This is a genomic window from Streptomyces sp. NPDC059989, assembly GCF_042736975.1.
Classification (GTDB): domain Bacteria; phylum Actinomycetota; class Actinomycetes; order Streptomycetales; family Streptomycetaceae; genus Streptomyces.
Map to the genome: position 1 here is coordinate 28,368 of NZ_JBHWUO010000001.1, position 25,585 is coordinate 53,952.

General features: G+C 71.0%; 20 protein-coding genes, 4 tRNA genes and 1 pseudogene. 9 read left to right on the plus strand and 16 right to left on the minus strand.

The genetic code is table 11. The features are described from left to right. From ACFWBN_RS00105 to ACFWBN_RS00125, 5 genes are all read right to left on the minus strand, one after another. A partial coding sequence (locus tag ACFWBN_RS00105) for a DEAD/DEAH box helicase (RefSeq protein WP_385168058.1) occupies window positions 1-2,063 on the minus strand: 2,063 nt, incomplete at its 3' end. 292 nt (window positions 2,064-2,355) lie between these two features. Continuing rightward, entirely contained in the window at window positions 2,356-2,922 is a 567-nt protein-coding gene (locus ACFWBN_RS00110; protein ID WP_385168061.1) for a hypothetical protein, read from the minus strand. An 86-nt stretch (window positions 2,923-3,008) separates the two neighbouring features. Beyond that, window positions 3,009-3,383 carry a fluoride efflux transporter CrcB gene (gene crcB, locus ACFWBN_RS00115; RefSeq protein WP_385168064.1) on the minus strand — a complete coding sequence of 125 codons (375 nt, stop codon included), beginning with the start codon at window positions 3,381-3,383 and terminating at the stop codon, window positions 3,009-3,011. Then, on the minus strand, window positions 3,380-3,889 hold the full coding sequence (locus ACFWBN_RS00120; protein ID WP_385168068.1) for a CrcB family protein: 510 nt from the start codon (window positions 3,887-3,889) through the stop codon (window positions 3,380-3,382). The genes crcB and ACFWBN_RS00120 overlap by 4 nt, the downstream gene beginning before the upstream one ends. Continuing rightward, window positions 3,886-4,236, minus strand: a complete 351-nt coding sequence (locus ACFWBN_RS00125; protein WP_030012899.1) for a metallopeptidase family protein — start codon at window positions 4,234-4,236, stop codon at window positions 3,886-3,888. Before ACFWBN_RS00125 ends, ACFWBN_RS00120 begins: the two co-directional genes overlap by 4 nt. 127 nt (window positions 4,237-4,363) lie before the next feature. On the opposite strand from ACFWBN_RS00125, the gene ACFWBN_RS00130 reads away from it, so the two are divergent. The 3 genes from ACFWBN_RS00130 to ACFWBN_RS00140 all read left to right on the plus strand — a co-directional run bounded on the left by ACFWBN_RS00130 (window position 4,364) and on the right by ACFWBN_RS00140 (window position 4,647). After that, a tRNA-Glu gene (locus ACFWBN_RS00130) sits at window positions 4,364-4,436 on the plus strand. A gap of 38 nt (window positions 4,437-4,474) precedes the next feature. Further along, a tRNA-Asp gene (locus ACFWBN_RS00135) sits at window positions 4,475-4,548 on the plus strand. Window positions 4,549-4,570: 22 nt separating this feature from the next. Beyond that, window positions 4,571-4,647, plus strand: a tRNA-Phe gene (locus ACFWBN_RS00140). A 38-nt stretch (window positions 4,648-4,685) separates the two neighbouring features. On the opposite strand, the gene ACFWBN_RS00145 is transcribed toward ACFWBN_RS00140, so the two are convergent. Together ACFWBN_RS00145 and ACFWBN_RS00150 are read right to left on the minus strand one after the other, a co-directional pair. Continuing rightward, on the minus strand, window positions 4,686-5,522 hold the full coding sequence (locus ACFWBN_RS00145) for a cytochrome c biogenesis CcdA family protein (protein ID WP_385168073.1): 837 nt from the start codon (window positions 5,520-5,522) through the stop codon (window positions 4,686-4,688). Further along, on the minus strand, window positions 5,519-6,244 hold the full coding sequence (locus ACFWBN_RS00150; protein WP_385168075.1) for a DsbA family protein: 726 nt from the start codon (window positions 6,242-6,244) through the stop codon (window positions 5,519-5,521). The genes ACFWBN_RS00145 and ACFWBN_RS00150 overlap by 4 nt, the downstream gene beginning before the upstream one ends. Window positions 6,245-6,746: 502 nt before the next feature. Here ACFWBN_RS00150 and hrpA point away from each other — a divergent pair. Both hrpA and ACFWBN_RS00160 read left to right on the plus strand, forming a co-directional pair. Then, the gene (gene hrpA, locus ACFWBN_RS00155) at window positions 6,747-10,682 is read left to right on the plus strand and encodes an ATP-dependent RNA helicase HrpA (RefSeq protein ID WP_385168078.1); all 3,936 of its coding nucleotides are present in this window, start codon (window positions 6,747-6,749) and stop codon (window positions 10,680-10,682) included. Between the two features lie 81 nt (window positions 10,683-10,763). Beyond that, window positions 10,764-10,837: transfer RNA gene (locus tag ACFWBN_RS00160), tRNA-Asp, on the plus strand. Window positions 10,838-11,501: 664 nt separating this feature from the next. On the opposite strand, the gene bldC is transcribed toward ACFWBN_RS00160, so the two are convergent. Together bldC and ACFWBN_RS00170 are read right to left on the minus strand one after the other, a co-directional pair. Next, on the minus strand, window positions 11,502-11,708 hold the full coding sequence (gene bldC, locus ACFWBN_RS00165; protein WP_003949541.1) for a developmental transcriptional regulator BldC: 207 nt from the start codon (window positions 11,706-11,708) through the stop codon (window positions 11,502-11,504). Window positions 11,709-12,274: 566 nt separating this feature from the next. Beyond that, window positions 12,275-13,117, minus strand: coding sequence for a hypothetical protein (locus tag ACFWBN_RS00170; protein ID WP_385168080.1), 843 nt, complete (start codon window positions 13,115-13,117; stop codon window positions 12,275-12,277). A 210-nt stretch (window positions 13,118-13,327) separates the two neighbouring features. Here ACFWBN_RS00170 and ACFWBN_RS00175 point away from each other — a divergent pair, with 210 nt between their 5' ends. After that, window positions 13,328-14,422, plus strand: a complete 1,095-nt coding sequence (locus tag ACFWBN_RS00175) for a Leu/Phe/Val dehydrogenase (protein WP_385168083.1) — start codon at window positions 13,328-13,330, stop codon at window positions 14,420-14,422. A 289-nt stretch (window positions 14,423-14,711) separates the two neighbouring features. Then, a complete protein-coding gene (locus tag ACFWBN_RS00180; RefSeq protein ID WP_215014111.1) occupies window positions 14,712-14,966 on the plus strand; it encodes a DUF3073 domain-containing protein in 255 nt (84 codons plus the stop codon). 79 nt (window positions 14,967-15,045) lie between these two features. Here the strand turns inward: ACFWBN_RS00180 and purM are convergent, their stop codons facing one another. Next, window positions 15,046-16,116: a phosphoribosylformylglycinamidine cyclo-ligase gene (gene purM / locus ACFWBN_RS00185; protein WP_385168088.1), complete on the minus strand. Its 1,071-nt coding sequence runs from the start codon at window positions 16,114-16,116 to the stop codon at window positions 15,046-15,048. 100 nt (window positions 16,117-16,216) lie between these two features. Then, window positions 16,217-17,734: an amidophosphoribosyltransferase gene (gene purF / locus ACFWBN_RS00190; protein WP_385168090.1), complete on the minus strand. Its 1,518-nt coding sequence runs from the start codon at window positions 17,732-17,734 to the stop codon at window positions 16,217-16,219. Between the two features lie 148 nt (window positions 17,735-17,882). Here purF and ACFWBN_RS00195 point away from each other — a divergent pair, with 148 nt between their 5' ends. Further along, window positions 17,883-17,972 (plus strand): putative leader peptide, encoded by a 90-nt coding sequence (locus ACFWBN_RS00195; protein WP_376657969.1) that lies wholly within the window; start codon window positions 17,883-17,885, stop codon window positions 17,970-17,972. A gap of 152 nt (window positions 17,973-18,124) precedes the next feature. Beyond that, a pseudogene (locus ACFWBN_RS00200) lies at window positions 18,125-19,612 on the plus strand (sulfatase-like hydrolase/transferase); the annotation flags it as partial. Window positions 19,613-19,629: 17 nt separating this feature from the next. Here the strand turns inward: ACFWBN_RS00200 and ACFWBN_RS00205 are convergent. From ACFWBN_RS00205 to purQ, 5 genes are all read right to left on the minus strand, one after another. Beyond that, on the minus strand, window positions 19,630-20,559 hold the full coding sequence (locus ACFWBN_RS00205) for an META domain-containing protein (RefSeq protein WP_385168896.1): 930 nt from the start codon (window positions 20,557-20,559) through the stop codon (window positions 19,630-19,632). After that, window positions 20,475-21,266, minus strand: a complete 792-nt coding sequence (locus ACFWBN_RS00210) for a sterol carrier family protein (protein ID WP_385168094.1) — start codon at window positions 21,264-21,266, stop codon at window positions 20,475-20,477. The genes ACFWBN_RS00205 and ACFWBN_RS00210 overlap by 85 nt, the downstream gene beginning before the upstream one ends. 9 nt (window positions 21,267-21,275) lie before the next feature. Beyond that, the gene (locus tag ACFWBN_RS00215) at window positions 21,276-22,469 is read right to left on the minus strand and encodes a hypothetical protein (protein ID WP_385168097.1); all 1,194 of its coding nucleotides are present in this window, start codon (window positions 22,467-22,469) and stop codon (window positions 21,276-21,278) included. 187 nt (window positions 22,470-22,656) lie between these two features. Further along, complete coding sequence (gene purL / locus ACFWBN_RS00220) at window positions 22,657-24,906, minus strand: phosphoribosylformylglycinamidine synthase subunit PurL (RefSeq protein WP_385168100.1); 2,250 nt, start codon at window positions 24,904-24,906, stop codon at window positions 22,657-22,659. After that, a complete protein-coding gene (purQ, locus tag ACFWBN_RS00225; protein ID WP_362802551.1) occupies window positions 24,903-25,583 on the minus strand; it encodes a phosphoribosylformylglycinamidine synthase subunit PurQ in 681 nt (226 codons plus the stop codon). Before purQ ends, purL begins: the two co-directional genes overlap by 4 nt. Window positions 25,584-25,585: the final 2 nt, after the last annotated feature.

The window sequence follows — 25,585 nt, forward strand, 5'->3', positions numbered from 1 at the left end:
TCGCGGTTGAAGCCACCCGAGGGACGGTCGTCACGACGGAAGCCACCACCGGCCGGACGGTCGCCACCGGAACGGAAGCCACCCGACGGACGGTCGTCACGGCGGAAGCCGCCACGGTCGCCACCACGGTCATCGCGGTTGAAGCCACCCGAGGGACGGTCGTCACGACGGAAGCCACCACCGGCCGGACGGTCGCCACCGGAACGGAAGCCACCCGACGGACGGTCATCGCGGCGGAAGCCGCCACGGTCGCCACCACGGTCATCGCGGTTGAAGCCACCGGACGGACGGCCGCCACGGTCACCGCCGCGGTCGCCGCGGTCGTCACGGCGGAAGCCGCCACGGTCACCGCCGCGGTCGCCACCGCGGTTGTCGCGACGCTCGAAGTTGCCGCGGTCGTCGCGCTGGGCGCGCTGCTCCTCGCGGCGCTCCTGCGCGGCCAGCTCGGCGGCAGCGGCCGCGGCGGCAGCCGCGACCTCGGCCTCGGCGGCCTCGGCCACCTCGGCGACAGCGGCCTCCGGGTCCTCGCCGCGCTCACGCGCGGAGCGGGCGACCAGGCGGTCGGCCTCCTCGCGCAGCTCGACGGCACGGCGCGACAGGCGCTCCAGCTGCTTGGTGAGCTCGGCGACCTCGCGCTCGGCCTGCTTCGCGGCGTTGTTCGCGGAGTCGGCCTGGACCTCGGTCAGCGAACGCGCACCGGTGATCTCGGCGACCTCCGGCTCGAAGGCGCCGGCGCCCTGGACGATGTGGCGCGAGGCGTCGACGCCCGCGTCCTCCATCAGGCGGAAGATCTGGCGGCGCTGGTGCGGCAGGGCGAGGGAGACCACGACACCCGACTTGCCGGCGCGGGCGGTACGGCCCGAGCGGTGCAGGTAGTCCTTGTGGTCGCCGGCCGGGTCCACGTTCAGGACCAGGTCGATGCCGTCGACGTGGATGCCGCGGGCGGCGACGTCGGTGGCGACGAGCGCGTTGACGTAGCCGTCCTTGAAGTCCGCGAGGACGCGGGTACGGGCGCCCTGCGTCATGCCGCCGTGCAGCGCGTCGGCCTTCACGCCGGCCTCGACGAGCTGCTCGGCGATGCGGTCGGCGCCCAGCTGGGTGCGGACGAAGATGATGGTGCGGCCCTTGCGGGCGGCGATGGCGGCCGTGACCGGCGCCTTGTCCTTCGGCTTCACGACGAGGACGTGGTGCGTCATGGTCGTGACGTTGCCCTGCGCGCTGTCGACCTCGTGCGTGACGGGGTTGGTCAGGTAGCGCTTGACCAGGGTGCCGATCTCGTTCTCCATGGTGGCGGAGAAGAGCATGCGCTGGCCGCCGCCGGGGATCTGGTCGAGCAGCTCGGTGACCTCGGGCAGGAAGCCCAGGTCGGCCATCTGGTCGGCCTCGTCGAGGACCGCGACCTGGACGTTCGCCAGGGAGCAGGCGCCACGGTTGATGATGTCGCGCAGACGGCCCGGGGTGGCGACGAGGACGTCGACACCGCGCTCCAGAGCGAAGATCTGGTTGCTCATGGAGGTACCGCCGCAGACGACCTTCATCTTCAGGCCGAGCACGTCGCCGTAGGGCTGGAGGGCGTCCGCGACCTGCATCGCGAGCTCACGGGTCGGCGTGAGGATGATCGCGCGGGGCTTCTTCTTCTCGGTGTGCCCGCCGGCCAGCGAGGCCAGGGTCGGCAGACCGAAGGAGAGGGTCTTGCCGGAGCCGGTGCGGCCGCGGCCGAGGATGTCCTTGCCGGCCAGGGCGTCCGGGATGGTCGCGGCCTGGATCGGGAAGGGCGCGGTGACGCCGTTCTGGGCGAGCTTGCGCACGATGCCCTCGGGCAGACCGAGGTCGCCGAAGGTGATGGAGGGCTCGGCGTCGGCGTCGGCCTCGCCGTCCTCGTCGAAGTCGGTGGAGTCCTCGAGGGACTCGATGATCTCGTCCGCCTCGATGGCCTCGATGGCCTCAAGGACCTCGACGGCCTCGTCGGCCACGAGGGCCGGGGCAGCGTCGACGATCTCGGTGACGATCTCGTTGGAGTCGTTCTCGGGCATGACGGAACGGTCAGAACTGGAAATGGACATGCGAAATGCGAAACCTTCCGGAGTCTCGGCACGCGCCCAAACTCCGTGAATCGCAAATCGACCGCCTCAATGCGGTCAGCCACGGCTAGGGAGAGTACGCGCCACGCGGCGCTCTTCGGATTCGGCGCCGGGCAATGGGATCAAACGATCTATAACCATACGCACCCTCCCCCGGGTCTGGCAAGTCGCTCCGGCCAAACCGGCTCTGACCTGCGAAGACACCTCGGGCCGCCCGCAGGTCCGAAGGGGGTGGGCGCTCGCTGCGACGGGCTGGGAGGGGCCGCGACCAGGGCTACGGCTGCGGCACGGGCTGGGTGGTCGGCTCCGGCTGCGGGCTCTCCGGCGGAGTGGGTTCCGTCACAGGCGGGGTCGTCGGAGCGGGGGGTTCCGCGGTCGGCCCGGTCGTCGGCTGACCGCCGCCCGAGCCTCCCGAGCCACCCGATCCGACCGAGCCGCCCGCGCCCCCGGAGCCGCCCGAACCACCCGACCCGCCCGAGGGCGGCTGCTGGGGGCCCTGACCACCCGCCCCGCCGCCCGGTCCCGCCGACGGCGAGGGCGCTCCGGGCCCGGCGCTCGGCGCGCCCGGGCTGGGCGAGCCCCCGGTCGCGCCGGACGCCTTGCCGTCCTCCTTGGGCTTGCCGTCCTGGTTCCCCGTACCGTCCTTCGCGCCGTGTCCGTTGCCGTGGACCCCGGAGCCCCGCCCGGCGGCGCCGCCGGCCGACCCGGCACCGCCCTTGCGGTCCGCGGCGGAGGAGGGCCCGGGCTTCGCCGCGTCCTCGCCGACACTCATGCAGCCGGCCGTCGCCGCGACCGCGAGCGCGGTGACGGCCAGTCGGAGGGAAGCGGACAACTGGCGCACGGGGGCACCTCCGGAGCCTGAGGGGTGAGGGTCCGCATGAGCGGGTCAATGTGCCCAACTCCCTTTGACCCGTGAGAGACACGCCCTCAGCCGAACAGCTGCCGCGCCACCTGTGACCCGAGGTGTACGGCGCCCAGCCCGACCAGCACCGATACCGCCACGTTCGCCCCCGCGAGGAATCTCCGGCCGCTCTCGGCCAGCCGCAGCGTCTCGTACGAGAAGGTCGAGTAGGTGCTCAGCGCCCCGCACAGCCCGGTCCCCAGCAGCAGGTCCAGCCGCGCCGAGGAGGCCCCGGCCAGGGCCGCGCCGGCCAGCGAGCCGAGCAGCAGGCAGGCGGCCGCGTTGACCATGAGGGTGCCCCAGGGGAAGACGGCGTCGTGCCGGGCCTGCACCGCACGGTCCGTCAGATAGCGCAGCGGAGCGCCGACGGCCGCGCCCACGACCACGATCAGCCAGTTCACCGGGGTCCCGAGCCGTCCCGGGATCCCGAGCCGTCCCCGGAACGGAGCCCCACCGCCCGCCGCGTCACCGAGGCCGCCGCCCACACCGCGCCCAGCGCCGCCACCACCGTGAGCCCGGCGTACGCCAGCGCGACCGGTGCCTCCCCCTCGTCCAGGAGCCGCGAGAAGTCCACCGCGTAGGTCGAGAAGGTGGTGAACCCGCCGAGCACCCCGGTCCCGACGAAGGGCCGCACCAGCGGATGCGCCGAGCGCCCGCCCTCCCCGATCAGCACCATGAGTACGCCGATGAGCGCGCTCCCGCCCGCGTTGATCCAGAAGGTCGCCCACGGGAAGGCCCCGGGCCCGGTCGGCCACAGCAGGGAGATCCCGTACCGCGCCGAGGCGCCGATCGCCCCGCCCGCCGCCACCGCCGCGAGCACCCGGCCCCGCGGCTCGGCGGCCTGGGCGGGCACGTGCAGGTCGACGTCCGGGTCGATCGCCTCGGCACCCTCGACCGGCCGGGTCATCCGTAGCCCAGCGCGTGCAGCCGCTCGTCGTCGATCCCGAAGTGGTGGGCGATCTCGTGCACCACGGTGACCTCCGTCTCGGCGACCACGCTCTCCCGGTCCTCGCACATCCGCAACGTGGGATTCCGGTAGATGGTGATCCGGTCGGGCAGCACCCCGGCGTACCACTCGCCGCGGTCCGTCAGCGGCGTCCCCTCGTAGAGCCCGAGCAGCTCGGGGTCGTCGGCGGGCGGCTCGTCCTCGACGAACACCGCCACGTTGTCCATCAGCCGCGTCAGCTCCGGCGGGATGCGGTCCAGGGCCTCTGCGACGAGCTCTTCGAACTCCTCGCGCGTCATCTCCAGCACGCGGTCATTGTCCCTCCGGTGGGGGCCCCTCCCCCTGGAGGGGCGGAAACCGTTTTGGCGATAGCTCCCCGGATCCCATATGCTTCTCACGTCCCCGACGCGCTGGAAAGTGCCCGGCGGGCCTTTAGCCCTCATCGTCTAGTGGCCCAGGACGCCGCCCTTTCAAGGCGGTAGCACGGGTTCGAATCCCGTTGGGGGTACGCATTACCGTGTGCAAGACTTGTCTCGCACACTGCAAGGACCTGTGGAGCAGTTGGTTAGCTCGCCACCCTGTCAAGGTGGAGGTCGCGGGTTCAAGTCCCGTCAGGTTCGCTGAGGCTGGAAACAGTCTCGTGGCTGGGTAGCTCAGTTGGTACGAGCGATCGCCTGAAAAGCGATAGGTCGCCGGTTCGACCCCGGCCCCAGCCACCATCAAGAAGGCCCCGTCCATCGGACGGGGCCTTCTGTGGTTACTCCCCCTCGTCCTCCGTCCGCGCCCTGCGGCGCCACTGGACCAGGCCGAAGGCCGCCGCCCCCGCCGCGACCAGCCCGAGCAGCGCCCAGTCCGGGACCCCGTCCGCCAGGGACCGGACCCGCTGCTCCACCGCGAACGAGTCGTCCACGTCCAGCAGCCCCGGCAGGGCGCTCGCCCCGTCGAAGACGAGGAACAGCGCGCCGAGCGCGATGAAGAACAGCCCGGACAGGGCGGAGGTGGTGTGCAGCTCGAAGCGGCCCACCCTGAAGGCCCGCCCGCGCAGCCAGCGCCGCCCGCCCAGCTCGAAGCGCTCCCACAGCAGGGCCAGCAGGAAGAGCGGTACGGCCATGCCCAGCGCGTACACCGCCAGCAGCGTGCCCCCGTAGACCGGGCTGCCGCTGACCGCCGCCACGGTCAGCACGCTGCCCAGGATCGGGCCCGCGCAGAAGCCGGCCAGGCCGTAGACCGCGCCGAGGGCGTACACCGACAGGGCGGTCGTCGGGCGGATCTTCCCGGACAGCTCGGAGATGCGCTTCGAGGCGAAGCCGAGGCCCAGGATCTGGGCGAGGCCGAGCGCGATGATCAGCCAGCCGCCGACGAGGACCAGCGTGTCGCGGTTGCCGTGGAAGAACCGGCCGGCGGTCGAGGAGGCCGCACCCAGCGGGACGAGGGTGCTCGCGAGGCCCGCGTAGAAGATCCCGGTCCGCGCCAGCAGCCGGGAGGCGGAGTCGATCGAGTACGCGAAGAAGGCCGGGAGCAGCAGGGCGCTGCACGGGCTGAGCAGCGCGAGGAGGCCGCCGAGCAGGGCGGCCAGGTAGCCGATGTCCGTCACTGGCCGGCCGCCGCGGCCTTGGCCTTCGCGATGGCGGCCGTGAAGGCGCCGAGGGGCTGGGCGCCGGCGATCGGCTGCCCGTTGACCAGGAAGGACGGGGTGGAGCTGACGCCGATGCGGTAGCCCTCCTCCTGGTCCTTCTTCAGGGCCGCGGCGGCCTCCTCGCCGGCCATGTCCTTCTTGAAGCGCTCCAGGTCGGGGACCCCGGCCTGTCCGGCCAGTTCCAGGAGGCGGGCCTCGCCGAAGCCCTTCTCCTTGGCGCCCTCGGCGTACGCGGCCTCGTGGAACTGCCGGAACCGGCCCTGCTGCCCCGCCGCCCAGGCGGCCTTGGCAGCGGCCTGGGAGTCGGCGCCGAAGATCGGGAAGTTGCGCCACTCGATGCGCAGGGTGCCGTCCTCGACGTACTTCTTCACCAGCTCGGGCTCGGTGTCCCGGGCGAACTTCCCGCAGTAGCCGCACTTGAAGTCGGAGTACTCGATCAGGACGACGGGCGCGTCGGCGCGGCCGAGGGCGAGCCGGTCGTCGGCTTCGCGGCGGGCGAGCGCCTTGAGCTCCGCCGCCGGGTCCGTCCGGGGCGCGGACGCCGAGGCGGACCGGGCGGGCTTGTCCGCGGGGGCGGTGGCCTGCCAGGAGACGATCCCGAGGCCGACGGCGGCGAGGGCGACCCCGGCGGAGATCAGCAGGGGCTTGCGGGAGGAGGGCTTGTGGGAGGAAGAGGACATACGGGTGCTCCAGAGCTACGGGTGGGAAAGGGGACGGGCACGGCCGTCCCCTAAACCCGCATCACCGCGAGCTCCAGCGGCCCGGGCGCGGCCCGACCGGTCCCCCGTACGAGGCCCCCGACGGGTATCGGCCACTCCGAGCACGTCCCCCCGAACACTGCCCCGCCCACGGGAAGCGGCACATGCTCCCCACCGGCCCGCACGGGCACGGCGGGCACGCCCCCGCGGTCCGGGGCGTCGGGAGCACAGGCGGGCCCCTGCCCCGGGGCCGTCACGGCGGCAGCCGGGTGCGGGCCCGGGCCCGCGTTCTGCTGCCCGGCGAGGGCAAGGGTGCCCAGCAGCAGCGCGAGTACGGCTGCCCACAGGCACCACGTACGGCGGCGGCGGGACACGGTGGGCTGCCTCTCACTCGCACAACTGGGGGACTCGTCCCGAAATGGTACGGGGAGGGCCACAAATGCGTTCGCCACCCGGCGGGACCAGGTGAGATCCTCGACCAGGTATGTCTACTTCCTTCGCCGCCCTGCAGACGCTTCTCGGTGAGATCTCGCTCCGTGACGCGCACCGCCTCGGCCGCCGCCTCGAAGGCGCCCGCCGTATCCGCAAGCCCGAGGCCAAGCAGGCCGTGCTCGACGAGATCGCCGCGGAGGCCGCGAAGGCCGCCGAGCGACTGGCCGGCCGTGCCTCGCGGATGCCCGAGGTCACGTATCCCGAGAACCTGCCCGTCAGCCAGAAGAAGGACGAGATCGCCGAGGCGATACGCGACCACCAGGTCGTGATCGTCGCGGGCGAGACCGGCTCCGGCAAGACCACGCAGATCCCCAAGATCTGCATGGAGCTGGGCCGCGGGGTCCGGGGCATGATCGGGCACACCCAGCCCCGCCGGATCGCCGCCCGCACGGTCGCGGAGCGGATCGCCGAGGAGCTGAAGTCCGAGATCGGCCAGACGGTCGGCTGGAAGGTCCGGTTCACCGACCAGGTGGACCAGGACGCGACCTTCGTGAAGCTGATGACGGACGGCATCCTGCTGGCCGAGATCCAGACGGACCGCGAGCTGCGCGCGTACGACACGATCATCATCGACGAAGCCCACGAGCGGTCGCTGAACATCGACTTCCTGCTCGGCTACCTCGCCACGCTGCTGCCCAAGCGCCCCGACCTCAAGGTGATCATCACCTCGGCGACCATCGACCCGGAGCGCTTCTCCCGGCACTTCGGGGACGCCCCGATCGTCGAGGTCAGCGGCCGGACGTATCCCGTAGAGGTCCGCTACCGGCCGCTGCTGGAGGAGGACTCCGAGGATTCCGACCGCGACCAGATCACCGCGATCTGCGAGGCCGTGGACGAGCTCCAGACCGAGGGCGCCGGCGACATCCTGGTCTTCCTCTCCGGCGAGCGCGAGATCCGCGACACGGCGGACGCGCTGAACAAACGGAATCTCCGCTTCACTGAAGTCCTGCCCCTCTACGCCCGCCTCTCGCACGCCGAGCAGCACCGCGTCTTCCAGCAGCACACGGGCCGCCGGATCGTCCTCGCGACCAACGTCGCCGAGACCTCCCTCACCGTCCCGGGCATCAAGTACGTGATCGACCCGGGCAACGCCCGCATCTCCCGCTACAGCCACCGCACCAAGGTCCAGCGCCTGCCCATCGAGCGGATCTCGCAGGCCAGCGCCAACCAGCGCAAGGGCCGCTGCGGCCGTACCTCGGACGGCATCTGCATCCGCCTCTACTCCGAGGACGACTTCAACGCCCGTCCGGAGTTCACGGACGCCGAGATCCTGCGCACGAACCTGGCCTCCGTCATCCTCCAGATGACCGCGGCCGGCCTCGGCGAGATCGAGAAGTTCCCCTTCATCGACCCGCCGGACCACCGCAACATCCGCGACGGCGTGCAGCTCCTCCAGGAGCTCGGCGCCTTCGACCCGGCGCAGAAGGACCCGCGCAAGAAGCTGACGCCCATGGGCCGCCAGCTCTCCCAGCTGCCCGTGGACCCGCGGCTGGCCCGCATGGTCGTCGAGGCCGACAAGAACAACTGCGTCCGCGAGGTCATGGTCATCGCGGCGGCCCTGTCCATCCAGGACCCGCGCGAGCGCCCCTCGGACAAGCAGACCCAGGCCGACCAGAACCACGCCCGCTTCAAGGACGAGACCAGCGACTTCCTCTCGTTCCTGAACATGTGGCGCTACATCCGCGAGCAGCAGAAGGAGCGCGGCTCCTCCTCCTTCCGCCGGATGTGCAAGCAGGAGTACCTGAACTTCCTGCGGATCCGCGAGTGGCAGGACATCTACTCGCAGCTGCGTACGGTCGCCAAGACCATGGGGATCCACGTCAACGAGACGGACGCCCCCGAGCAGAACATCCACATCTCGCTGCTGGCCGGCCTGCTCTCGCACATCGGGCTGAAGGACACGGACAAGAACGAGTACCTGGGGGCCCGGTCCGCCAAGTTCGCGATCTTCCCGGGCTCGGCGCTCTTCAAGAAGCAGCCGAAGTTCCTGATGTCGGCGGAGCTGGTGGAGACCTCGCGGCTGTGGGCGCGGGTCAACGCCAAGGTGGAGGCGGAGTGGGTCGAGCCGCTCGCGCAGCACCTGATCAAGCGCACGTACAGCGAGCCGCACTGGGAGAAGGACCAGGCGGCCGTGATGGCGTACGAGAAGGTGACGCTGTACGGCGTGCCGATCGTGGCCCAGCGGAAGATCAACTACGGCCGGATCGACGCCGAGGTCTCGCGCGAGCTGTTCATCCGCAACGCGCTGGTCGAGGGCGACTGGCGCACGCACCACAAGTTCTACGCCGACAACCGCAAGCTCCTCACCGAGGTGGAGGAGCTGGAGAACCGGGCCCGGCGCCGCGACATCGTGGTGGACGACGAGACCCTCTTCGACTTCTACGACCAGAAGATCCCCGAACACGTGGTGTCCGGGGCGCACTTCGACTCCTGGTGGAAGCACAAGCAGCGCGAGGAGCCCGAGCTCCTCGACTTCGAGCGCGAGATGCTGCTGACCGAGAAGGCGGCCGGGGTCACCAAGGCCGACTACCCGGACTCCTGGCGGCAGGGGCAGCTGAAGTTCCGGGTGACCTACCAGTTCGAGCCGGGCGCGGACGCGGACGGCGTGACCGTGCACATCCCGCTCCAGGTCCTGAACCAGGTCACCGACGAGGGCTTCGACTGGCAGATCCCGGGCCTGCGGGAGGAGGTCGTCACCGAGCTGATCCGCTCGCTGCCGAAGCCGATCCGCCGGCACTACGTCCCGGCGCCGAACTTCGCCGGCCGCTTCCTGGACACGGCGGTGCCCCTGCAGGAGCCGCTGCCGGTCACGCTGGCGCGCGAGCTCCAGCGGATGGTGGGGGTCCCGGTCTCGGCCGAGGACTTCGACCTGACCCGGATCCCGGACCACCTGAAGATCACCTTCCGGATCATCGACGAGCGGCGCAGGAACCTCGCCGAGGACAAGGACCTGGAGGCGCTGAGGCTGCGGCTGAAGCCCAAGGCCCGCCAGGCCCTCTCCAAGGCCGCCGCGGCCACCGCCGAGCGGGCGGGCGGGGAGTCGGTGGAGCGCACCGGGCTGACCGACTGGACCATCGGGACGCTGACCAAGGTCTTCGAGACCCGGCGGGCCGGCCAGCCGGTGAAGGCCTACCCGGCGCTGGTGGACGAGGGCGCGAGCGTCTCCGTACGGCTCTTCGACACGGAGGCCGAGCAGCAGCAGGCGATGTGGCTGGGCACCCGGCGCCTCATCCTGCTCAACATCCCGGTGAACCCGGCGAAGTTCGCCTCGGACCACCTCACCAACCAGCAGAAGCTGGCCCTGTCCAGGAACCCGCACGGCTCCATCCAGGCGCTGTTCGACGACTGCGCGACGGCGGCCACCGACAGGCTGATCGCCGACCACGGCGGACCGGCCTGGGACGAGGCGGGCTTCCGCAAGCTCTACGAGGCCGTCCGCGCCGACCTGGTGGACACGACCGTCCGCACGATCGGCCAGGTGCAGCAGGTCCTGGCGGCCTGGCAGGCCTGTGAGCGCCGTCTGAAGGCCACGAGCAGCCTGGCGCTGGTGGCCAACATCCAGGACGTGAAGACGCAGCTGGCGGCCCTGGTGCCGGCCGGCTTCGTGACCCTCGCCGGGCTGCGCAGGCTGCCGGACCTGATGCGCTACCTGGTGGCGGCGGACCGGCGGCTCCAGCAGATGCCCACGGGCGTCCAGCGCGACACCACGCGCATGGAGAAGGTCCACGAGATGCAGGACGAGTACGCCTGGCTGCTGGAGCAGTTGCCCAAGGGGCGGCCGGTGCCGGCCTCGGTCACGGACATCCGCTGGATGATCGAGGAACTGCGCGTGAGCTACTTCGCGCACGCCCTCGGCACGGCGTACCCGATCTCCGACAAGCGCATCGTGAAGGCGGTGGATGCGGCGGCCCCGCCGTCGGCCCGATGACCTCCGCCGTGATCGGGTTCGACTGCACCCCCTGAGCTGCGGTACAGTGTGATTCGCAGCCGCCGAGCGGCCGCAAATCAAGGACCTGTGGAGCAGTTGGTTAGCTCGCCACCCTGTCAAGGTGGAGGTCGCGGGTTCAAGTCCCGTCAGGTTCGCAAAAACGTCAGGGCCCGTATCCCCCAGGGGATACGGGCCCTGACGCGTTGGCAGGGCAATCCGCGGTGCCGGCGCCCGCCGACCCGGCCCCGGCCGCCTCCAGGACTCCCGAGTGCGGTTCGAAGGCCTCCCGAAGGCCCCTCAGGGGCCGTTGGGGCCGCTCCGGGCCCCAACGGGCGCCCCGACGCCCCTCCCAGGCCCGTCCGGCGCCCTCCGGGCCGCTGTCGCCCGTCGCACCGGCCGCGCCGCCCAGGATCCCGCAGGCCGCCACAGAGGGGCCGGCCCGCGACCGCCGCCAGAATCCCCCTTTCGCATGATGCGCCCGACCGCGCACGTCCCCTTACGGGGTGCATTGCCGGAAATACAAGAGTGATCATCTGTGACGGGAGTCACCGCACCAGTTTTTGAGACTCGCACATTTATCGCACCCCTACGCGCGCTCAATTTAATATGTGCAATGGCACCTACCGCGCCGGAGCCCCCGCGCCCACCCGATACCGCCTTGACCTGGGCATAAAAAAGATCGCGCTGGACCCGGCGGAGTCCAGCGCGATCGAACGACTGAGAACCTGTTGGGGCAGGTTCGGTCGTATGAAGCTATGTGGGTTTCATCGGATTGGGGGACCCGATATAGACCCGGTTAAAACGGGGTGCTGCGGAACCTCAGGCCTCGCTGCGCTGCTGCGGAATTCCCGCAAGCAGTGCGCGAACCTCGGCCTCGCGGTAACGGCGGTGTCCACCCAGGGTGCGGATGGACGTGAGCTTGCCAGCCTTGGCCCAGCGGGTGACCGTCTTCGGGTCCACGCGGAACATCGTGGCAACCTCAGCCGGGGTCAGCAGCGGCTCGGCATCAGGGGTGCGAGCGGTCATGAGCGGCCTCCTCGGGAGAACCGAACCATCTCGGTTCTTTCCTCTAAATTCTGCACCTTGGCCCGCGTTGCCCGAAATGGACATACGCGGGCCGAGTCGGTTATAGGACGAACGGCTTGTCCTCGGCACTACAACTACACCATCCGTCCAGCCTCAAGGGCCAAACCGACGGAATTGCCCTCCGAGGTGTTCATCAGCGGCGGAAGCCGATGGACCGTCCCATAACGGACAGTCACCCCACTGTGACGATCAGTCACAGAGCGATCAGGAGTCGTCAGACCCCCCGTAGAGCGCAATGCCGAGCATTCCGCCCTTAGTTGGACGGAAGGAACCCTCCCCGGACTCCTTGTCCTATTTTGGCACGAGGGTAGGGGAAGGGCGCAAGGGTGTAGATAGTGCGGTCCGTCACGCTTGGGCCAATGGCCCGTATCGGGACGTAGGTCCTGGTACTACGTCCCAAATGCCATGATCAAGCCTCTGATCTGCCCTTTATGGCCGATCGGACGATACGGAGGGGTACGTACGGGCCCCTCGCGGCTCCTCGGAGCATGATCCGCTCTCTCGGACTAATTCGCGAACAGTCTCTCCCGGACCGCCCGCCACCGGTCCGCCAGCTCCGCGTACACCTCGGCCGCCCCCTCGGCGTCGCCCGCCCGCAGGGCCGCGATCCCCTCCGCCAGCTCCCCGGCCGAGCGGTCCGCCGCCAGCCCGGCCGCCGGCAGCGCGTGCAGCAGCCCGCCGTAGTCCAGTTCGACCATCGACCGCGGGTGGAACTCCTCCAGCCAGCTGCCCACCTCCACCAGGCCGTCGGCGAGCATCCCGTACCCCTCCGCCTCCCGCAGGGTCCGCAGCGCCCGCGCGAGGCGCCGCCGCGCCTGCACCATCGGCGTCCGGTAGCGCAGCCGCTCGCCCGGCAGGTACTCCCGCTCCTCCTCCGCCACCAGCACGAACCAGCGCAGCGGAACCTGCCACACCCCGGTACGGATCCACGGGCGCGCGTCCGGGTTCCGTTCGCGCCAGCGCTCGTAGTCCTCGACCGCGCGCCGGCGCGCCGCCGGCGGGAGCGCGGCGTCCAGCACCGGGCGCGGGAACCACTCGACCAGCTCCTGGAGCGCCAGCCAGCCGCGCAGCCTGGTCCGCCACGGGCAGACCAGCAGCACCCCGTCGACCTCCGCCGTGAACGCGTCCGCGCTCTCGTGCGCCGGCACCCCCACCACGGGCACCCGTACCAAGTCCGTGAGCGACCTGCGCAATTCGTCCTGCGCGGTCGGCGCGGCCCCGCGCCGGGCGTAGTCGGCCCAGTGCGTGCGCTCCGGCTCCGGAAAGGCACCCAGTGGCTCGTAGACGCGCAGGTAGGAGGCGTACGGAACGGTCGGCGCAGAGCGCGCGGAAGGACGGGATTCGCTCACGCTCTCGTACCTGCCCCTCCCGGGGGTCCGGTTCACCTCCGGGGCCCTTCTCTCCCGGCCGGCCGGGGCCGCTCGTCCCCCGGGAGTGTTCCGATCTCCGGACAGGTCGACTACGCACGCCCCGCAGGTCTTACTCTGCTCCCAGCACGCCCTCCCCCACCCGCAGGGCGGGCGTCATTCCGCCGCATCTCTTCCATGGGAGTCACCACCGTGACCGAAATGACCGACGGCGTCCTGCACACCCTGTTCCGTACGGAACAGGGCGGCCACGAGCAAGTCGTGCTGTGCCAGGACCGAGCCACCGGCCTGAAGGCCGTCATCGCGATCCACTCCACCGCCCTGGGCCCCGCCCTCGGCGGGACGCGCTTCCACGCGTACGCCTCCGACGAGGAGGCCGTCATGGACGCGCTGAACCTCTCGCGAGGCATGTCGTACAAGAACGCCCTCGCCGGTCTCGACCTCGGCGGCGGCAAGGCCGTGATCATCGGCGACCCGGACGTCCTCAAGAGCGAGGAACTCCTGCAGGCCTACGGCCGGTTCGTGGAGTCCCTCGGCGGCCGCTACGTCACCGCCTGCGACGTCGGCACGTACGTCGCCGACATGGACGTCGTCGCCCGCGAGACCCGCTGGGCCACCGGCCGCTCCCCCGAGAACGGCGGTGCGGGCGACTCCTCGGTGCTCACCGCCTTCGGTGTCTTCCAGGGCATGCGCGCCAGCGCCCAGCACCTGTGGGGCGACCCGACGCTGCGCGGCCGCAAGGTCGCCGTGGCGGGTGTCGGCAAGGTGGGCCACTACCTGGTCGAGCACCTGCTGGAGGACGGCGCCGAGGTCGTGATCACGGACGTACGGGAAGAGTCCGTACGCCGCATCCTCGACAAGCACCCGGGCAAGGTCACCGCGGTCGCCGACACGGACGCCCTGATCCGCGTCGAGGGCCTGGACATCTACGCCCCCTGCGCGCTGGGCGGCGCCCTGAACGACGAGACGGTGCCGGCCCTGACCGCCAAGATCGTCTGCGGTGCGGCGAACAACCAGCTCGCCCACCCGGGCATCGAGAAGGACCTGTCGGACCGCGGGATCCTCTACGCGCCCGACTACGTGGTCAACGCGGGCGGGGTGATCCAGGTCGCCGACGAGCTGCGCGGCTTCGACTTCGACCGCTGCAAGGCGAAGGCCTCGGAGATCTTCGACACCACTCTGGCCATATTCGCACGTGCGAAGGCGGACGGTATCCCGCCGGCCGCCGCGGCCGACCGGATCGCCGAGCAGCGGATGGCGGACGCCCGCGCCGCCCGCACGGTCTGACCCTTCCGAGGACCCCTGGGCGGCCCCGCCGGGGCGCGGCGAGACGGAACTCACTGCGCTTCGGCGGGTCGCGGGCCAGGAAAGCGTTAAAATCGCGGTTGACCAGCGAGGACGGGGCGCCTTGCTGGTTCTGCACCGGGGCGCGTCATGCGGGCGGCGTACCGTATGGCCGCGGAAGCAGGTACCGTTAAACCCCTACGGACGGTCTCTCCACGGAGAGCCCGCTCCGAACCATGAACGCGTGTCAGACTCTGGGGCCGTCGAGCCCCGTCACCGAGGGGGTCGAGCCATGGGGCGCGGCCGGGCCAAGGCCAAGCAGACAAAGGTCGCCCGCCAGCTGAAGTACAACAGCGGCGGGACTGACCTCTCGCGTCTGGCCAATGAGCTGGGCGCATCGCCGACGGAGCCGCTGCCTGTCAGCGAGCCGGTCGAAGTCGATGACGATCTGGACGACGACGACCCGTACGCCAAGTACGCGGCTCTCTACAACGACGACGACGAGGACGAAGAGTCCGGTCCGTCGGCACAGCGGCGCGGCGCTTGACGTCCTAGGGCGTCTGCACACAGGTCATATAGCTGAAACCCGGTCCAGGGCATTGCCCCGGGCCGGGTTTCAGTGCTGCTCAGCTCGCGTAGGTACCGGTGAGGGTCGCGCCCTCGGTGCGGTCGCCGCGGCCCTGGATCTCGCCCGCGACCCAGGCGTCGACACCCCGGTCGGCCAGCGCGGTCAGGGCCACGTCCACCGAATCGGCGGGGACTACGGCCATCATGCCGACGCCCATGTTCAGCGTCTTCTCCAGCTCCAGCTGCTCCACCTGTCCGGCCTTGCCGACCAGGTCGAAGACCGCGCCGGGGGCCCAGGTCGCACGGTCGACGGTGGCGTGCAGGTGGTCCGGGATGACCCGGGCCAGGTTCGCCGCGAGGCCGCCGCCGGTGATGTGCGAGAAGGCGTGCACCTCGGCCGTACGGGTGAGCGCGAGGCAGTCCAGCGAGTAGATCTTGGTGGGCTCCAGCAGCTCCTCGCCGAGGGTGCGGCCGAACTCCTCGATCTCCTGCTCCAGGGACATCTTGGCCCGGTCGAAGAGGACGTGACGGACCAGCGAGTACCCGTTCGAGTGAAGGCCGGACGAAGCCATGGCGATGACGGCGTCACCCGTACGGATGCGATCCGCGCCGAGCAGGCGGTCGTACTCCACGACACCGGTGCCGGCGCCCGCCACGTCGAAGTCGTCCGGGCCCAGCAGGCCCGGGTGCTCGGCGGTCTCGCCGCCGACCAGGGCGCAGCCGGCGAGGACACACCCCTCGGCGATGCCCTTGACGATGGCCGCGACCCGCTCGGGGTGGACCTTGCCGACGCAGATGTAGTCGGTCATGAAGAGCGGCTCGGCGCCGCAGACGACGATGTCGTCCATGACCATGGCGACCAGGTCGTGGCCGATGGTGTCGTACACGCCCAGCTGGCGGGCGATGTCCACCTTCGTGCCGACGCCGTCGGTGGCGGAGGCGAGCAGCGGGCGCTCGTAGCGCTTGAGGGCGGAGGCGTCGAAGAGGCCGGCGAAACCGCCGAGGCCGCCGAGGACCTCGGGGCGCTGCGTCTTCTTCACCCACTCCTTCATCAGCTCGACTGCGCGGTCTCCCGCTTCGATGTCCACGCCTGCGGCTGCGTAGCTGGCACCGGTGGTCTTCTCTGTCATGACAGGAGAGAGCTTTCGTGTCGTTGCTGCTGTGGTGCCGGGCCCCCGGAAAAGCCTGAAAGGAGGGGCCCGGCGCAGGTTGAGCGGGAGGTGCGGGCCGTTACGGCCGGCGGAGCGCGTCGGCGGCGTCGGTGCCGCCGGCCAGCTCGGACTCCAGGAGCTGCTTGCCGAGGAGCTGCGGGTCGGGGAGCGCCATCGGGTACTCGCCGTCGAAGCAGGCACGGCAGAGGTTGGGCTTCTGGATGGTGGTCGCCTCGATCATCGCGTCCAGCGAGATGTACGAGAGCGAGTCCGCGCCCAGCGACGTGGCGATCTCTTCGACCGTCATGCCGTTGGCGATCAGCTCGGCCCGGGTGGCGAAGTCGATGCCGAAGAAGCACGGCCACTTCACCGGCGGCGAGGAGATCCGGATGTGGACCTCGGCCGCGCCGGCCTCGCGGAGCATCTTGACCAGCGCGCGCTGGGTGTTGCCGCGGACGATCGAGTCGTCGACGACCACCAGGCGCTTGCCCCGGATGACTTCCTTGAGGGGGTTGAGCTTCAGGCGGATGCCGAGCTGGCGGATCGTCTGCGAGGGCTGGATGAAGGTCCGGCCGACGTAGGCGTTCTTGACCAGTCCGACGCCGTACGGGATCCCGCTGGCCTCGGCGTATCCGACGGCGGCGGGCGTGCCCGACTCCGGCGTCGATATCACCAGGTCGGCGTCGGCCGGGGCTTCCTTGGCCAGGCGGCGGCCCATCTCGACGCGCGAGAGGTAGACGTTCCGGCCGGCGATGTCGGTGTCCGGGCGCGCCAGGTAGACGTACTCGAACACACAGCCCTTGGGCTTCGCTTCCGCGAAGCGGGAGGTGCGCAGGCCGTTCTCGTCGATCGCGATGAGCTCGCCCGGCTCGACCTCGCGGACGAAGCTGGCGCCACAGATGTCGAGGGCGGCGGTCTCACTCGCGACCACCCAGCCGCGCTCCAGGCGGCCGAGGACCAGCGGGCGGATGCCCTGCGGGTCACGGGCGGTGTAGAGGGTCCCCTCGTCCATGAAGACGAGCGAGAAGGCGCCCTTGACCTTCGGGAGGACCTTGGTGGCCGACTCCTCGATCGTCAGGGGCTTGCCGTCCTCGTCGGTCTGGCCGGCCAGGAGGGCGGTGACCAGATCGGTGTCGTTGGTGGCCGCCACCTGGGTGGCACGGCCGTCCTGACGGGGGAGGTCGGCGACCATCTCGGCGAGCTCGGCGGTGTTCACCAGGTTGCCGTTGTGACCCAGGGCAATGGAGCCGTGGGCGGTCGCGCGGAAAGTGGGCTGCGCGTTCTCCCAGACGGAGGCTCCGGTGGTCGAGTAGCGGGCGTGACCGACCGCGATATGACCCTGGAGCGAGCCGAGAGAGGTTTCGTCGAAGACTTGGGAAACGAGGCCCATGTCCTTGAAGACGAGGATCTGGGAACCGTTGCTCACAGCAATTCCCGCGGACTCTTGTCCACGGTGCTGTAGCGCATACAGTCCGAAGTAGGTGAGCTTGGCGACCTCTTCACCCGGAGCCCAGACACCGAAGACGCCGCAAGCGTCCTGGGGGCCCTTTTCGCCGGGGAGCAGGTCGTGGTTGAGTCGTCCATCACCACGAGGCACGCTTCCGAGTGTAGGCGAGATCGACCACTGGTCCGAATTCGGGAGGCCCGGGAAATCTCACAGCACAGAGGGTGACCGCGCGCCCCCGTCTCGGTATGCGGATGCCCTTGTTGACAGCTCCAAGCGCATTCGTACAGGCTCTCGGCCCATGCAGCCTCTCGGTGACCGTTCCGTCACCCTCGTCGAGCGCCGGCACGTGGACCTGGTCCGTGTCGCGAGCGCCATCTGTCGCCCGTAGCCATGCGGCGCGGCACAGTGACCCCTGGCTGAGCACTTCCTCCTTCTGACCCGTCCGGGTCCAAGCAGGCCTTGGCCTTTCGGCCGTTCCGCGCCCCTTTTCCGCTGCCCTTCCCAGCCGCCGTTCCGGCTTCTTCCGCCGTTCACCGCCGTCTGCCGTCGATGCCGCGCGCCGTCCCGCGCCGCCGTCGGTCGGCTGCGCCGCCATGCCTTGGAGCACCTGTGCCTTCGTACGAGAACAACCTGTCCCGCCGTGCCTTCGGCGGCGCCGTCGGAGTGACCGCGGCCACCGCCGCGGTGGGGCTGGGAGCGGCCCCGGCAGCGGCCGCGGCCCAGGACGCCGGACCGCAGGAGCGGGAGTTCCGGGCCGCGCGGGGACGGCAGTCGCGGCGGCCGAACATCCTGTTCATCCTCGGCGACGACCTCGGCTGGGCCGACCTGTCCTCGTACGGCTCCCCGCACATCAAGACCCCGAACCTGGACCGGCTGGCCCGCCAGGGCGTCCGGTTCACCGACGCCTACTCGGGCTCCGCGACCTGCTCGCCGACCCGGTTCAGCCTGTACACCGGCCGCTACCCGGCACGCACCAAGGGCGGACTGGCCGAGCCGATCGCCGACAAGTCGGTGGGCCTGGAGCCCACCCACCCGACGCTGGCCTCGCTGCTCAAGGAGTCCGGCTACGCCACCGCGCTGATCGGCAAGTGGCACGCGGGCTACCTGCCCGACTACAGCCCGACGAGGTCCGGCTGGGACGAGTTCTTCGGCAACTTCGGCGGGGCCCTGGAGTACTACTCCAAGCTGGGCCTGGGCGGCGAGTACGACCTCTACGAGGGCGACGCCGAGTACAAGGACCTGCGCTACTACACGCGGATCATCACCGAGCGGGCGAGCGAGTACGTCTCCCGCGACCACGGCGGCAGGCCGTGGCTGCTGAACCTGAACTTCACCACACCGCACTGGCCGTGGATCGCCGACGGGGACACGGAGCAGAGCGCCGAGATCGTCCGGCGGATCAAGGCGGGCGACGGGCGCGCCCTGTGGCACCAGGACGGCGGCTCCGTCGAGAAGTACAAGCAGATGGTCGAGGACCTCGACCGCTCGATCGGCGAGGTGCTGAAGGCGCTGGCGCGCTCCGGCCAGGAGGAGAACACCCTGGTCGTCTTCTCCAGCGACAACGGCGGCGAGCGCTTCTCGTACAACTGGCCGCTGTCGGGCAACAAGGCCTCCCTCCAGGAGGGCGGGATCCGGGTGCCGAACATCGCGCGCTGGCCCGCGCGGCTGGACGGCGGGCAGGTCAGCCGCGTCCCGGTGTTCAGCCCGGACTGGACGGCGACGCTGCTGGAGGTGGCCGGGACCCGGCCGCACCCGGCGTACCCGCTGGACGGGGTGAGCCTGGCCGGGTACCTGCTGCGCGGGGAGAAGATCGCCGAGCGGAACCTCTTCTGGCGGGTCCGCGGGGAGCGGGCGCTGCGCCGCGGCGACTGGAAGTACTACCGCGGCAAGGCGGGCAGGGACCAGCTGTTCAACCTGGCCGGGGACGTCCGGGAGCAGGCCGACAAGGCCGCGGTGGAGCCGGCGCGGCTGGCGGAGCTGCGGGCGGCCTGGGAGAAGGTGGACGCGGGACTGCTGCCCTACCCGGCCTGGGCGGCCTGGGCTGGCTATTCGGCGGCGGATCCCGCTTCGGCGGTCAGGCCCTTGCCGTCGGCGGCGGTCAGCGTCAGGGCCTGGCCCTGGATCTTCCAGGTGAGCGGGCCGCTGCCGAACAGCCCGGTCAGCGCCCGCTCCACCTCGCCCGCCGGGCCCTCGCAGGCCATGCGGGTGGAGGTGACCGGCCCGAAGGTGAGCTTGTCTCCCCCGACGGTGGCCTTGGCGCTGAACCGGTTGCAGCCGAGGACACCGCTCGCGGTGCCGTCGGCGGCGAGGGTGAAGCGGGCCTTGCCGGCCGCCTCGGCGGGGACGGAGGAGACGGTCGCGCCGCTGATCAGGGAGTCGACGGTCCACTGGGTCACGGTCAGCGGGGCGTCCGGCTCCGGGGGCTTCGGGGTCATGGCGATGGTGCTCCCGTCGGCGGTCTTCAGGGTGAGCCGGTCGGGCCCCCGGTCGATGGTCAGCCGGCCCTTGAAGAGCTTGGCGAACTCCGTCTCGAACTCCATGTTTTCGCAGGCCATGGTGGTCGAGGCGCCGGGGGTGACGGTCACCGCGGACGTCCCGGCGAAGACGACCACGGCCTTGAAGCCGTTGCAGCCGTAGTTGCCGGTGGCCTCGTTCTCCGCGAGGTCGAGGCGGGCGGCGTCGGGCGCGTGCAGGGTGCGGCCGCCGGTGGTCAGGGACTCGACGGCCCAGGAGCCGGTGGGGTCGGGGAGCGTGCGGGACCCGCCCTCCGCGACCTGGCCGCATGCGGCGAGGGCGAGCGCGAGGGCCGGTACGAGGGTCAGGCCGACGGGGACGTGCCGGAGGGTACGCATGTTCCTGGGACGGGCCGGGCCCGCGGGCGGTTCCACCCTCAGCTCATCAGGGGCAGCAGCGCCGACAGGTCGGCCCGCTCGCCGCTCGCTCCGACCTTCGCCGCGTCCAGGGCCTCGGCCCATCGGGTACGGCCGGTCGCGAGCCGGAGCCAGGTCAGCGGGTCGGTCTCCACCACGTTGGGCGGGGTGCCGCGGGTGTGGCGGGGGCCCTCGATGCACTGGACCACCGCGAAGGGCGGGATCCGTACCTCGACGGAACCGCCCGGAGCCCGGAGCGCGAGGGCGTCGGCGAGCAGCCGGGTGCAGGCGGCGAGTGCCTGCCGGTCGATCGGGACGTCCACTCCGGCGGCCCGGTTGAGGTCGTCGGTGTGGACCACCAGTTCCACGGTCCGCGTGACGAGGAAGTCGGCCAGCGTCATGTCGCCGATCCACAGGCTGAGCACGCGCCCGCCCGGGTTGGCCGCCAGTGCCTCCGCCATGCCGGCGGCCGCCCGTTCGTACAGCTCGGGCAGCGGGGCCCCTTCGAGGGTTTCCCGGGCAGCCTCGGAGATCTTCCCGGCGAGGGAGGCGGTGACGGAGGGCCACTCGACGGCCGTCAGCTCGGCGACGGCGGCGGGCGGCCGGGCCAGGCCGCCGGCGAGGGAGTCCGCGATCCACGCGATGTGCGCGGCGAGCTCGGCCACGGTCCAGTCCCCGAGCCCGGTGGGCCGCGCCAGCTGCTCGGGGCTCAACTCGCCTACCGCGTCGGCGACATGCCCGAACTGCGCGGTGACCGCGGCACGGATCTTGGCGGGGTCGTACGTACGCGGCTTCTTCTTCCCGGGCGGCATGTCCCGACCCTACTCGGGCCCGGGCAGCACCAGTCCGGTGCACCCCCGCCGCGTCGCCGTCTCGGTGGCGTAGGCCTTGAACACGTCGTCGAGGCGGGGGCCGAGCACCCCGTCGTACTGGAAGGCCACGGTCATTCCGAGGACGGCGGGGCGGCCCTGGCAGGTGGCCGAGGCGTACATGAGGCGGTACCCCCGTCCCGCCTGGCCTGCGGCTATCGCGGTGGCCTTCCCCCCGCCCGCTTCCATCTTGGCCCCGGCCGCGTCGTCGCCGAAGTAGGAGTGGGTCTGCAGCCACCATGGGTTGGTCCAGCGGTCACTGGGGCCGCCGTACCGCACACCCTCCGCGAGGAGCCGGGGCTCGATGCCCTTGCGGGTATCGGTGTCCAGGGCCAGCACGCAGGACTCGCTCCCGCCGTGCTCCGACACCGGCGCGCCGAGCGCCTTGTCGGGGAGCCGCTCCCGGTCCTGGCGGCCGCGCAGGAAGGCCGCGTACCAGGCACAGCTGCCGGTGCCCTGCTCGGCGGGGCCGAGGGCGCGCCCCTGCGCGGGCAGGGCGGCGGGCAGTTCGGGCGCGGTGGCGGCGCAGCCGGCGCGCCCGGCCGCCCTGACGGCAGCCGTCCGGGCCAGCACGGCCAGGGCCTTGCGGTCCTTGTCGCTCGGATCGCCGTATCGGGCGGTCGCGGAGGCCAGGAAGGCGGTCACCCCGCCGACGGGCTGCGCACAGACGGCGGTGACCGAGACGGTCCGGGCGGAGTAGGTTCCGGCCCGGCCGTCACCGAGGGGGGCGGGCAGCGGATCGGCCACCTCGTCGGTGACGTCCTTCCCGGCGGGAAGCCTGCTCCACGTGGTGAACGGCTTGTCGTCGGTGTCGACCACGTGCAGACCCTGCTGGGGCAGCGAGTGCACCTTCAGGCCGAAGTACGTGGTCCACCGGGTCTTGCCCCTCTCCTCGTACGAGGAGAGCACGACGCACTCGTCCGGCAGTTGCCCCAGGTCCAGCCGCTTGCGGTTCTTGACCTCGCTCGGCATCAGCCAGTCCCGGCCCCCGTCCAGCCGCATCACCGCATCGGGGTCCACCAGGTCCGCGCACGCCTCGCGGAGCACGACGCGGCTCTCCCCGCGGTGCTGCCAGGACTGGTAGGAGCCGTACAGCGCCCAGCCGCCGAAGACCACACCGCCCACACCGGCGATGCACAGCAGCAAATTGACCGCATTGCGCCATCGGCCCCGATCCGGCAGTGGCCCACCGCTGGACGGCTCCAGTGGTTCGAACATCCCCGACCCCCACTCTTGCAACCGCGACGACCCGGCTGACCGTACCAACCACCCCCGACAACGCGGAGGCCCCGCCCACAGGATGGGCGGGGCCTCGTACGGCCGGGGGCCGGGATCAGGCCAGCAGGGCCGGGATCGTCGCCTCGTGGGCCTCGCGGAGCTCCGCGAGGGGGAGGGTGAACTCGCCCTGGATCTCGATCTCCTCGCCGTCCACCACGCCGATGCGGGCGACCGGCAGGCCCCGCGCACCGCACATGTCGGTGAAGCGGAGCTCCTCGCTGCGCGGGACGGCCACGATGGCCCGGCCCGCGGACTCGGAGAACAGGAAGGTGAAGGCGTCCAGGCCCTCCGGGACCACGACCCGCGCACCGTTGCCGCCGCGCAGGCAGGACTCGGTGAGCGCCTGGATCACGCCGCCGTCGGACAGGTCGTGCGCGGCGTCGATCATGCCGTCGCGCGAGGCGGAGATCAGGATCTCGCCGAGCAGCTTCTCGCGGCCCAGGTCCACCTTGGGCGGCATGCCGCCGAGGTGGTCGTGGACGACCTGGGACCAGGCCGAGCCGCCGAACTCCTCGGCCGTGTCGCCCAGCAGGTACAGCAGCTGGCCGGCCTCCGCGAACGCCATCGGCGTACGGCGGTTGACGTCGTCGATGACACCGAGGACCGCCACGACCGGGGTCGGGTGGATCGCGATGTCGCCCGTCTGGTTGTAGAGGGAGACGTTGCCGCCGGTCACCGGGGTGCCCAGCTCCAGGCAGCCGTCCGCGAGACCACGGGTGGCCTCGGCGAACTGCCACATGACGTCCGGGTCCTCGGGGGAACCGAAGTTCAGGCAGTCGGAGATGGCCAGCGGCTTCGCACCGGTCGCGGCGACGTTGCGGTACGCCTCCGCCAGCGCGAGCTGCGCGCCCGTGTACGGGTCGAGCTTCGCGAAGCGGCCGTTGCCGTCGGTGGCCATGGCCACGCCGAGGTTGGTCTCCTCGTCGATGCGGACCATGCCCGCGTCCTCGGGCTGCGACAGGACGGTGTTGCCCTGCACGAAGCGGTCGTACTGGTCGGTGACCCAGGACTTGGAGGCCTGGTTCGGGGAGGAGACCAGGGCCAGGACCTGCGCCCGGAGTTCCTCCGAGGTCTGCGGGCGCGGCAGCTTGCCCGCGTCGTCCGCCTGGAGCGCGTCCTGCCAGGAGGGGCGCGCGTACGGGCGGTGGTAGGTCGGGCCCTCGTGGGCGACGGTGCCCGGGGGCACGTCCACGATCAGCTCGCCGTGCCAGTAGATCTCCAGCTGCTCGCCGTCGGTCACCTCACCGATGACGGTGGCGATGACGTCCCACTTCTCGCAGATCTCCATGAAGCGGTCGACGTACTGCGGCTCGACGATCGCGCACATGCGCTCCTGCGACTCGCTCATGAGGATTTCCTCGGGCGAGAGCGTCGCGTCGCGCAGCGGGACGGTGTCGAGCTCGACCCGCATGCCGCCGGAACCGGCGGAGGCCAGCTCGGACGTGGCGCAGGAGAGCCCGGCGCCGCCGAGGTCCTGGATGCCCGCGACCAGCTTCTCCTTGAAGATCTCCAGGGTGCACTCGATGAGGAGCTTCTCCTGGAAGGGGTCGCCGACCTGCACCGCGGGGCGCTTGGTGGGCTTGGAGTCGTCGAAGGTCTCGGACGCGAGGACCGAGACGCCGCCGATGCCGTCGCCGCCCGTGCGGGCGCCGTAGAGGATGACCTTGTTGCCGGGGCCGGAGGCCTTGGCGAGGTGGATGTCCTCGTGCTTCATCACGCCGATGCAGCCGGCGTTGACCAGCGGGTTGCCCTGGTAGCAGGCGTCGAAGACGACCTCGCCGCCGATGTTGGGCAGGCCCAGGCAGTTGCCGTAGCCGCCGATGCCCGCGACCACGCCCGGCAGGACGCGCTTGGTGTCGGGGTGGTCGGCCGCGCCGAAGCGCAGCGGGTCCACGACGGCGATCGGGCGGGCGCCCATCGCGAGGATGTCGCGGACGATGCCGCCGATGCCGGTGGCCGCGCCCTGGTAGGGCTCGATGTACGACGGGTGGTTGTGCGACTCGACCTTGAAGGTGACCGCGTAGCCCTGGCCGACGTCGACGACGCCGGCGTTCTCGCCGATGCCGACGAGCATCGCGTCGTTCTTGGGGGCCTTCGCACCGAACTGGGCGAGGTGGACCTTGCTGCTCTTGTACGAGCAGTGCTCGGACCACATGACCGAGTACATGGCGAGCTCGGCGCCCGTGGGGCGGCGGCCGAGGATCTCGCGGATCCGGGCGTACTCGTCCTCCTTGAGGCCGAGTTCCTTCCACGGCTGGGAGGCGTCCGGGGTTTCGGTGGCGTTCTTGACGGTGTCGAGGCTCATGCGCTGACCAGCTTCTTCAGGACCGACGTGAAGAACGGGAGGCCGTCGGTGCGGCCCGTCCCGATCAGCGGCTCGACCGCGTGCTCGGGGTGCGGCATGAGGCCGACGACGTTGCCCGCGGCGTTGGTGATGCCGGCGATGTCGCGCAGCGACCCGTTCGGGTTGACGTCGACGTAGCGGAAGGCCACTCGGCCCTCGGCTTCCAGTTCGTCGAGCACGCGCTCGTCGGCGACGTACCGGCCGTCCATGTTCTTGAGCGGTACGGAGATCTCCTGGCCGGCGGTGTAGTCGCCGGTCCACGCGGTCTCCGCGTTCTCCACCCGCAGCTTCTGGTCGCGGCAGATGAAGTGGAGGTGGTTGTTGCGGAGCATCGCCCCCGGCAGCAGGTGGGCCTCGGTGAGGACCTGGAAGCCGTTGCAGATGCCGAGGACGGGCATGCCGCCCTTGGCCTGCTCGATGATGGTCTCCATCACCGGCGAGAAGCGGGAGATGGCCCCGGCGCGCAGGTAGTCCCCGTAGGAGAAGCCGCCCGCGAGGACGACCGCGTCGACCTGGTGCAGGTCCTTGTCGCGGTGCCAGAGCGAGACCGGCTCGGCCCCCGCGAGGCGGACGGCGCGCAGCGAGTCACGGTCGTCGAGCGTTCCGGGGAACGTGACGACTCCGATGCGTGTGGTCACCG

Excerpts from the sequence above, each read along its gene's own strand:
- ACFWBN_RS00120 (WP_385168068.1), bottom strand. The coding sequence starts at position 3,889 with ATGACCCGGCCGGTCGAGGGTGCCGAGGCGATCGACCCGGACGTCGAC.
- ACFWBN_RS00150 (WP_385168075.1), bottom strand. The coding sequence starts at position 6,244 with ATGTCCTCTTCCTCCCACAAGCCCTCCTCCCGCAAGCCCCTGCTGATC.
- hrpA (WP_385168078.1), top strand. The coding sequence starts at position 6,747 with ATGTCTACTTCCTTCGCCGCCCTGCAGACGCTTCTCGGTGAGATCTCG.
- bldC (WP_003949541.1), bottom strand. The coding sequence starts at position 11,708 with ATGACCGCTCGCACCCCTGATGCCGAGCCGCTGCTGACCCCGGCTGAG.
- ACFWBN_RS00180 (WP_215014111.1), top strand. The coding sequence starts at position 14,712 with ATGGGGCGCGGCCGGGCCAAGGCCAAGCAGACAAAGGTCGCCCGCCAG.
- purM (WP_385168088.1), bottom strand. The coding sequence starts at position 16,116 with ATGACAGAGAAGACCACCGGTGCCAGCTACGCAGCCGCAGGCGTGGAC.
- ACFWBN_RS00195 (WP_376657969.1), top strand. The coding sequence starts at position 17,883 with ATGCAGCCTCTCGGTGACCGTTCCGTCACCCTCGTCGAGCGCCGGCAC.
- ACFWBN_RS00205 (WP_385168896.1), bottom strand. The coding sequence starts at position 20,559 with ATGGGCCGAGGCCCTGGACGCGGCGAAGGTCGGAGCGAGCGGCGAGCG.
- ACFWBN_RS00210 (WP_385168094.1), bottom strand. The coding sequence starts at position 21,266 with ATGCCGCCCGGGAAGAAGAAGCCGCGTACGTACGACCCCGCCAAGATC.
- purL (WP_385168100.1), bottom strand. The coding sequence starts at position 24,906 with ATGAGCCTCGACACCGTCAAGAACGCCACCGAAACCCCGGACGCCTCC.